The organism is Streptomyces sp. NPDC007162 (assembly GCF_040634175.1).
Taxonomy (GTDB): domain Bacteria; phylum Actinomycetota; class Actinomycetes; order Streptomycetales; family Streptomycetaceae; genus Streptomyces.
The window spans coordinates 1-7,732 of record NZ_JBEYFC010000431.1 but is presented as its reverse complement, the minus strand read 5'-3'; the positions used below and the strand labels follow the sequence as shown (position 1 = coordinate 7,732).

Genomic DNA, 7,732 nt, shown 5'->3' with positions numbered 1-7,732 from the left:
GTGCGGCCGATTACGAGGCCTCTTTCACCTGTTCGCGAATCCTCTCGGCGACCTGCGGCGGCATCGCCTCGTGCCGCGCGTAGGAGCGGCTGAAGCGGGCCGTGCCGTGCGAGAGGGAGCGCAGGTCGACCGCGTACCGATCGATCTCGAACTCGGGCACCTCGGCCTTGATGAGGGTGCGCCCGCCGCTCGTCTGCTCGGTGCCCAGCACGCGGCCGCGCCGCCCGGACAGGTCGCTCATCACCGCGCCCACGTAGTCGTCGCCGACCAGCACGGACACCTCGGCCACCGGCTCCAGGAGGTGGATCCTGGCGTCCGCCGCCGCCTCCCGCAGCGCCAGCGCGCCGGCCGTCTGGAAAGCGGCGTCGGAGGAGTCCACCGAGTGCGCTTTGCCGTCGAGCAGGGTGACCCGTACGTCGACCAGCCGGTAGCCGGCGGCGACCCCCTTGGCGGCCTGGGCCCTGATGCCCTTCTCCACCGACGGGATGAACTGCCGGGGCACCGCACCGCCGACCACCTTGTCGACGAACTCGATGCCCGAGCCGCCGGGCAGCGGTTCCACCTCGATCTCGCAGATCGCGAACTGCCCGTGCCCGCCGGACTGTTTGACGTGCCGGCCGCGTCCGGCGGACTTGCCGGCGAAGGTCTCCCGGAGGGACACCTTGTGCGGTACGACGTCGACCTGGACGCCGTAGCGGCTGCGCAGGCGCTCCAGGGCGACGTCCGCGTGCGCCTCGCCCAGGCACCACAGCACCACCTGGTGGGTGTCCTGGTTCTGTTCGAGCCGCATGGTCGGGTCCTCGGCGACCAGCCGGGCGAGGCCCAGCGAGAGCTTGTCCTCGTCGGCCTTGCTGTGCGCCTGGATGGCCAGCGGCAGCAGCGGGTCCGGCATCTCCCAGGGCTCCATGAGCAGCGGGTCGTCCTTGGCCGAGAGCGTGTCCCCGGTCTCCGCGCGGCCGAGCTTCGCCACACACGCGAGATCACCGGCGATGACGTGCGTGACGGGCCGCTGCTGCTTGCCGAACGGGGTGGACAGGGCGCCGATCTTCTCGTCGACGTCGTGGTCCTCGTGGCCCCGGTCGGTCAGTCCGTGCCCGGAGACGTGCACCGTCTCGTCGGGGCGCAGGGTGCCGGAGAAGACCCGCACCAGCGAGACCCGGCCGACGTAGGGGTCGGAGGCGGTCTTCACCACCTCGGCGACCAGGGGACCGCCGGTGTCGCACGGCTTGATCTCGCGTGGCCTGCCGTCGACGGTGGTGACACCGGGGGTGGGGTGCTCGAACGGCGTCGGGAAGCCGCCCGTGACCAGTTCCAGCAGTTCCACCGTGCCGAGCCCCTGGCGGGCGCCCTCGGCCGCGGGGGCGGCGGCCAGGACGGGGAAGAAGGTGCCGCGGGCGACGGCCCGCTCCAGATCCTCGACCAGCGTCTTGAGGTCGATCTGCTCGCCGCCCAGATAGCGGTCCATGAGCGTCTCGTCCTCGCTCTCCGAGATGATCCCCTCGATCAGCCGGTTGCGGGCCTCGTCGATGTCCGGGAGCTGGTCGGGCCCGGGCTCGGACTCCTTGCGCTCCCCGGACGAGTAGTCGAACAGCTTCTGCGTGAGCAGCCCGACCAGGCCGGTCACGGGCGCGTGCCCGTCCGGGCCCTGCGCTCCGTGCAGCGGCAGGTACAGCGGGAGCACGGCGTCGGGGTCGTCGCCGCCGAACGCCTCGGCGCACACCCGGGTCATCTCCTCGAAGTCCGCGCGGGCGGCCTCCAGGTGCGTGACCACGATCGCCCGCGGCATCCCGACGGCCGCGCACTCCTCCCACACCATCCGGGTCGAACCGTCCACCCCGTCGGAGGCGGAGACGACGAAGAGAGCCGCGTCCGCCGCGCGCAGACCGGCCCTCAGCTCCCCGACGAAGTCGGCGTATCCCGGGGTGTCCAGGATGTTGATCTTGATTCCGTTCCAGTCGACCGGCACCAGCGACAGCTGCACGGAGCGCTGCTGCCGGTGCTCGATGTCGTCGTAGTCCGAGACGGTGCCGCCGTCCTCCACACGGCCCGCCCGGTTCACCGCTCCCGCGGTCAGCGCGAGAGCCTCCACCAATGTCGTCTTGCCCGCTCCGGAGTGGCCGACCAGCACCACATTCCGTACGGACGCGGGGTGGTCGGCCGCCGTAGCCCTGCCGGCGGCTCCGAGGTGTTCCTTGACCTTGTCGCCCATGGTTTTGCCTCCCGTGCACGGTGAGGTCTCTGTGGGCGCGGGCAGGCCGGGCCGCGTGCGGTGGCGGCTCCGATGACGCCCGCGGTTATTCGAGCTTTCCACTCCCGTCACGGTGCGTCCATACGAAGGACGCGATCGTGCCCGCGCGGCCCCGGCGGTCGTGGCCGCCGGGGCCGTCCGAGAGTGCCCGCCCGTCGCACGCACGCCCGCGTGGCTACGATGGGCCAGCCGGGGCGGCCAGCAGGGGCCGCACGGCGCAACGACCGTCGGGAAGGCCATGCTGAACAAGTACGCGCGTGCATTCTTCACGCGTGTCCTCACACCGTTCGCCGCGTTTCTCATCCGCCGGGGCGTGAGCCCGGACACGGTCACGCTCCTCGGCACGGCCGGAGTGGTCGCAGGCGCACTGGTCTTCTTCCCCCGGGGCGAGTTCTTCTGGGGCACCATCGTGATCACGCTGTTCGTGTTCTCGGACCTGGTCGACGGCAACATGGCCCGCCAGCTGGGCCGCACCAGCCGCTGGGGCGCCTTCCTGGACTCCACCCTGGACCGGGTCGCCGACGGCGCGATCTTCGGCGGCTTCGCCCTCTGGTACGCGGGCAACGGCGACAACGACGTCCTGTGCGCGGTCTCGATCTTCTGTCTGGCCAGCGGCCAGGTGGTGTCCTACACCAAGGCGCGCGGCGAGTCCATCGGACTGCCGGTCGCGGTCAACGGGCTCGTGGAGCGTGCCGAGCGGCTGGTGATCTCGCTGGTGGCGGCAGGTCTGGCCGGATTCCACAAGTTCGGCGTCCCCGGCATCCAGATCCTGCTCCCGATCGCCCTGTGGATCGTCGCCGTGGGCAGCCTGGTCACCCTGGTGCAGCGGGTCGTCACCGTGCGCCGCGAGTCCGCCGAGGCGGAGGCGGCGGCCGAGGGCGAGCGGGCCTCGCACGGCACGGAGGCCGCGCAGTGACCGCCGCGGAGCGGCTCACCGACGCCCTGTACGGAGTGGGCTGGGGCACCGTCAAGAAGCTGCCCGAGCCGGTCGCGGTGCGCCTCGGCGACTCCATCGCGGACCTCGCCTGGAAGCGGCGCGGCAAGGGCGTACGACGGCTCGAATCGAACTACGCGCGCGTGCGGCCCGACGCGGGCCCGGAGCGGCTGCGCGAGCTCTCCCGGGCGGGCATGCGGTCGTACCTGCGCTACTGGATGGAGTCCTTCCGGCTCCCGGCCTGGAGCGAGCAGCGCGTCCGGACCGGTTTCGCCCCCAAGGGCCTCCACCACCTCACCGACGGCCTCGCCTCCGGCCGGGGCGTGATCATCGCGCTGCCGCACCTGGCCAACTGGGACCTCGCGGGCGCCTGGGTCACCACCGAGCTGAAGACCCCGTTCACCACGGTCGCCGAACGCCTCAGGCCGGAGACTCTCTACGACCGGTTCGTCGCCTACCGCGAGGGCCTCGGCATGGAGGTCCTCCCGCACAGCGGCGGCTCCGCCTTCGGCACCCTGGCCCGCAGGCTCCGCGACGGAGGCCTGGTCTGCCTGGTCGCCGACCGCGACCTGTCCGAGTCCGGAGTGGAGGTCGACTTCTTCGGCGCCACCGCCAGGATGCCCGCGGGCCCCGCCCTGCTCGCCCAGCAGACCGGCGCGCACCTGCTCCCCGTGACGCTCTGGTACGACGACACCCCCGTCATGAAGGGCCGCGTCCACGCCCCGATCGAGGTACCCGAGTCAGGTGACCGGACCTCCAGGACGTCCGTGATGACACAGGCGCTGGCCGACGCCTTCGCCACCGGGATCGCCGACCATCCGGAGGACTGGCACATGCTCCAGCGGCTGTGGCTCGCCGACCTCGACCCCGCGAAGGGACCGTCGTGAGGATCGGCATCGTCTGCCCGTACTCCTGGGACGTCCCCGGTGGCGTCCAGTTCCACATCCGCGACCTGGCCGAGTACTTCATCCGCCTCGGCCACGACGTCTCCGTGCTGGCCCCCGCCGACGACGACACCCCGCTGCCGCCCTACGTCGTCTCGGCGGGCCGTGCCGTCCCGGTGCCCTACAACGGCTCGGTGGCCCGGCTCAACTTCGGCCTGCTGTCCGCCGCGCGGGTGCGCCGCTGGCTGCACGAGGGCGCGTTCGACGTGGTCCACATCCACGAGCCGACCTCGCCCTCCCTCGGCCTGCTGACCTGCTGGGCGGCGCAGGGCCCGATGGTGGCGACCTTCCACACCTCCAACCCGCGTTCCCGCGCGATGATCGCCGCGTACTCGATCCTCCAGGCCGCCCTGGAGAAGATCAGCGCCCGGATCGCGGTCAGTGAGTACGCCCGCCGCACCCTCGTCGAGCACCTGGGCGGCGACGCGGTCGTCATCCCCAACGGCGTCGACGTGGACTTCTTCGCCAAGGCCGAGCCGCGCCCCGAGTGGCAGGGGGACACGATCGGCTTCATCGGCCGCATCGACGAGCCCCGCAAGGGGCTGCCCGTCCTGATGAAGGCCCTCCCCAAGATCCTCGCCGCCCGCCCGGGGACCCGGCTCCTGGTGGCGGGCCGCGGCGACGAGGAGGCCGCGGTCGAGTCGCTGCCCGCCGAGCTGCGCTCCCGCGTCGAGTTCCTCGGCATGATCAGCGACGGGGACAAGGCCCGCTTCCTGCGCAGCCTCGACCTGTACATCGCACCCAACACCGGGGGCGAGAGCTTCGGCATCATCCTGGTGGAGGCCCTCTCCGCGGGCGCCCCCGTCCTCGCCTCCGACCTCGACGCCTTCGCGCAGGTCCTGGACCAGGGCGCGGCCGGCGAACTCTTCGCCAACGAGGACGCGGACGCGCTGGCCGAGGCGGCGGTACGGCTGCTGGGGGACCCGGAGCGCCGGGCGGAGCTACGGGAGCGCGGCAGCGTCCACGTGCGCCGGTTCGACTGGTCGACGGTGGGCGCGGACATCCTCTCCGTCTACGAGACGGTGACCGCGGGAGCGGCGGCGGTGGCGGCGGACGAACGCCCGGGGCTGCGGGCGCGGTTCGGGCTGGCGCGGGACTGAGTGCTTCGCCGGGAGGGGCGCGATGTGTCGTCTGACAGCTGCGGCGCCGTTCTGGCTGGTCGCGCAGTTCCTCGCGCCCCCTTCGGGGCGCTTCGACGGGCGTTTCCTATAGCGTTCCGCCCGTGAGCGCTTCCCTCGTCTGGACCCTCTGTGTTCTCGTCGCCCTCGTGATGGTCGGCCTTTATCTGAGCTGGACCGCGGGCCGGCTCGACCGGCTGCACTCGCGGATCGACGCCGCGCGTGCCGCCCTCGACGCACAGTTGCTGCGGCGCGCCTCCGTGGCCCAGGAACTGGCCACCTCGGGGGTGCTGGACCCGGCCGCCTCGATCGTGCTCTACGAGGCCGCGCACGCCGCTCGGCAGGCCGAGGAGGAGCAGCGGGAGGTCGCCGAGAGCGAGCTGAGCCAGGCGTTGCGCGCGGTCTTCGAGGAGCCGCAGCAGGTGGAGGAGGTCCGCGAGGCGCCCGGCGGTGACGCGGCGGCGACCGAGCTGGGGGAGGCCGTGCGCCGGGTGCCGATGGCCCGCCGCTTCCACAACGACGCCGTCGGCGCGGCCCGCAGGCTCCGCGAACACCGCAAGGTCCGCTGGTTCCGGCTGGCCGGACACGCACCGTTCCCGATGGCCTTCGAGATGGACGACGAGCCGCCCGCGGCCCTGGCGGAGCGCGCGGCCTAGCCGGGGAGCCGACCGGCAAAAGGATCCACGCCCTTCCCATTGGCCCTTGCTGTGGACTGGTCCGCTCGCGTTTCCTCGGTGTTCGCAGAAACCCTCTTTCGACGAGTGAGGTCACCCGTGTCCACCATCGACAACCAGGCCCCCGAGACAGGCACCGCCCGCGTGAAGCGCGGCATGGCCGAGCAGCTCAAGGGCGGCGTGATCATGGACGTCGTCACGCCGGAGCAGGCGAAGATCGCCGAGGACGCGGGCGCCGTCGCCGTCATGGCCCTGGAGCGGGTCCCGGCCGACATCCGCAAGGACGGCGGCGTCGCCCGGATGTCCGACCCGGACATGATCGAGGGCATCATCGAGGCGGTCTCCATCCCGGTCATGGCCAAGTCCCGCATCGGCCACTTCGTCGAGGCCCAGGTCCTGCAGTCCCTCGGCGTCGACTACATCGACGAGTCCGAGGTCCTCACCCCGGCCGACGAGGTCAACCACTCCGACAAGTGGGCGTTCACCACCCCCTTCGTCTGCGGTGCCACCAACCTGGGCGAGGCGCTGCGCCGGATCGCCGAGGGCGCGGCCATGATCCGCTCCAAGGGCGAGGCCGGCACCGGTAACGTCGTGGAGGCCGTCCGCCACCTGCGCCAGATCAAGGGCGAGATCGCCAAGCTGCGCGGCTGCGACAACAACGAGCTGTACGCCGCCGCCAAGGAGCTGCGAGCCCCCTACGAGCTGGTCAAGGAGGTCGCCGAGCTGGGCAAGCTGCCGGTCGTGCTGTTCTCCGCCGGTGGCGTCGCCACCCCGGCCGACGCCGCGCTGATGCGCCAGCTCGGCGCCGAGGGCGTCTTCGTCGGCTCCGGCATCTTCAAGTCCGGTGACCCGGCCAAGCGCGCCGCCGCGATCGTCAAGGCGACCACGTTCTACGACGACCCGAAGATCATCGCGGACGCGTCCCGCAACCTCGGCGAGGCCATGGTCGGCATCAACTGCGACACCCTCCCCGAGGCCGAGCGTTACGCGAACCGGGGCTGGTGATGACCACTCCCGTGGTCGGAGTGCTCGCGCTCCAGGGCGACGTACGGGAGCACCTCGTCGCCCTGGCCGCGGCCGACGCCGTGGCCAGACCGGTGCGCCGCCCCGAGGAACTCGCCGAGGTGGACGGCCTGGTCATACCGGGCGGCGAGTCCACCACCATCTCCAAGCTGGCCGTCCTGTTCGGCGTGATGGACCCGCTCCGCGCGCGCGTGCGGGCCGGCATGCCCGTCTACGGCACCTGCGCGGGCATGATCATGCTCGCCGACAAGATCCTCGACCCGCGTTCGGGCCAGGAGACGATCGGCGGCATCGACATGATCGTGCGCCGCAACGCCTTCGGGCGGCAGAACGAGTCGTTCGAGTCGGCGGTCGACGTGCGCGGGATCGACGGCGATCCTGTAGAAGGCGTCTTCATCCGCGCCCCCTGGGTCGAGTCCGTGGGTGCCGACGTCGAGGTGCTCGCCGAGCACGACGGCCACATCGTCGCGGTCCGCCAGGGCAACGCGCTCGCCACGTCGTTCCACCCGGAACTGACCGGTGACCACCGTGTGCACGCCCTGTTCGTCGACATGGTGCACGCGAACCGGGCGACGGAGTCCTAGTAGGATCTCTGGCGTTCCTTGTTCGGATGGGTTACGCGAAGGAGACAGGCAGATGTCCGGCCACTCTAAATGGGCTACGACGAAGCACAAGAAGGCCGTGATCGATGCCAAGCGCGAAGACCAACTGCGCCGGGCGGGGACCTCGTTCACAAGCGGTGAGCGCGGTGATGCCGGACGTCGCCGTGGCGCCCTCGGCCCCGGCCGCCG

The 7,732-nt window shown here is 71.7% G+C and carries 7 protein-coding genes; 6 read left to right on the top strand and 1 reads right to left on the bottom strand.

Annotation, left to right across the window (positions count from 1 at the left end; all coding sequences use genetic code 11):
* Window positions 1-10: 10 nt before the first annotated feature.
* Entirely contained in the window at window positions 11-2,209 is a 2,199-nt protein-coding gene (locus ABZ646_RS35025) for an elongation factor G-like protein EF-G2 (RefSeq protein WP_360528144.1), read from the bottom strand.
* A gap of 277 nt (window positions 2,210-2,486) precedes the next feature.
* On the opposite strand from ABZ646_RS35025, the gene pgsA reads away from it, so the two are divergent.
* The 6 genes from pgsA to pdxT all read left to right on the top strand — a co-directional run bounded on the left by pgsA (window position 2,487) and on the right by pdxT (window position 7,525).
* Window positions 2,487-3,164 (top strand): phosphatidylinositol phosphate synthase, encoded by a 678-nt coding sequence (gene pgsA / locus ABZ646_RS35020; RefSeq protein WP_360528141.1) that lies wholly within the window; start codon window positions 2,487-2,489, stop codon window positions 3,162-3,164.
* The gene (locus tag ABZ646_RS35015) at window positions 3,161-4,069 is read left to right on the top strand and encodes a phosphatidylinositol mannoside acyltransferase (protein ID WP_360528138.1); all 909 of its coding nucleotides are present in this window, start codon (window positions 3,161-3,163) and stop codon (window positions 4,067-4,069) included. Before pgsA ends, ABZ646_RS35015 begins: the two co-directional genes overlap by 4 nt.
* Window positions 4,066-5,226 (top strand): glycosyltransferase family 4 protein, encoded by a 1,161-nt coding sequence (locus ABZ646_RS35010; protein ID WP_360528135.1) that lies wholly within the window; start codon window positions 4,066-4,068, stop codon window positions 5,224-5,226. Before ABZ646_RS35015 ends, ABZ646_RS35010 begins: the two co-directional genes overlap by 4 nt.
* A gap of 122 nt (window positions 5,227-5,348) precedes the next feature.
* Window positions 5,349-5,900, top strand: a complete 552-nt coding sequence (locus tag ABZ646_RS35005) for a hypothetical protein (protein ID WP_360528132.1) — start codon at window positions 5,349-5,351, stop codon at window positions 5,898-5,900.
* A 117-nt stretch (window positions 5,901-6,017) separates the two neighbouring features.
* Window positions 6,018-6,923 carry a pyridoxal 5'-phosphate synthase lyase subunit PdxS gene (gene pdxS / locus ABZ646_RS35000; protein ID WP_132889256.1) on the top strand — a complete coding sequence of 302 codons (906 nt, stop codon included), beginning with the start codon at window positions 6,018-6,020 and terminating at the stop codon, window positions 6,921-6,923.
* Complete coding sequence (gene pdxT / locus ABZ646_RS34995; protein WP_360528129.1) at window positions 6,923-7,525, top strand: pyridoxal 5'-phosphate synthase glutaminase subunit PdxT; 603 nt, start codon at window positions 6,923-6,925, stop codon at window positions 7,523-7,525. The genes pdxS and pdxT overlap by 1 nt, the downstream gene beginning before the upstream one ends.
* Window positions 7,526-7,732: the final 207 nt, after the last annotated feature.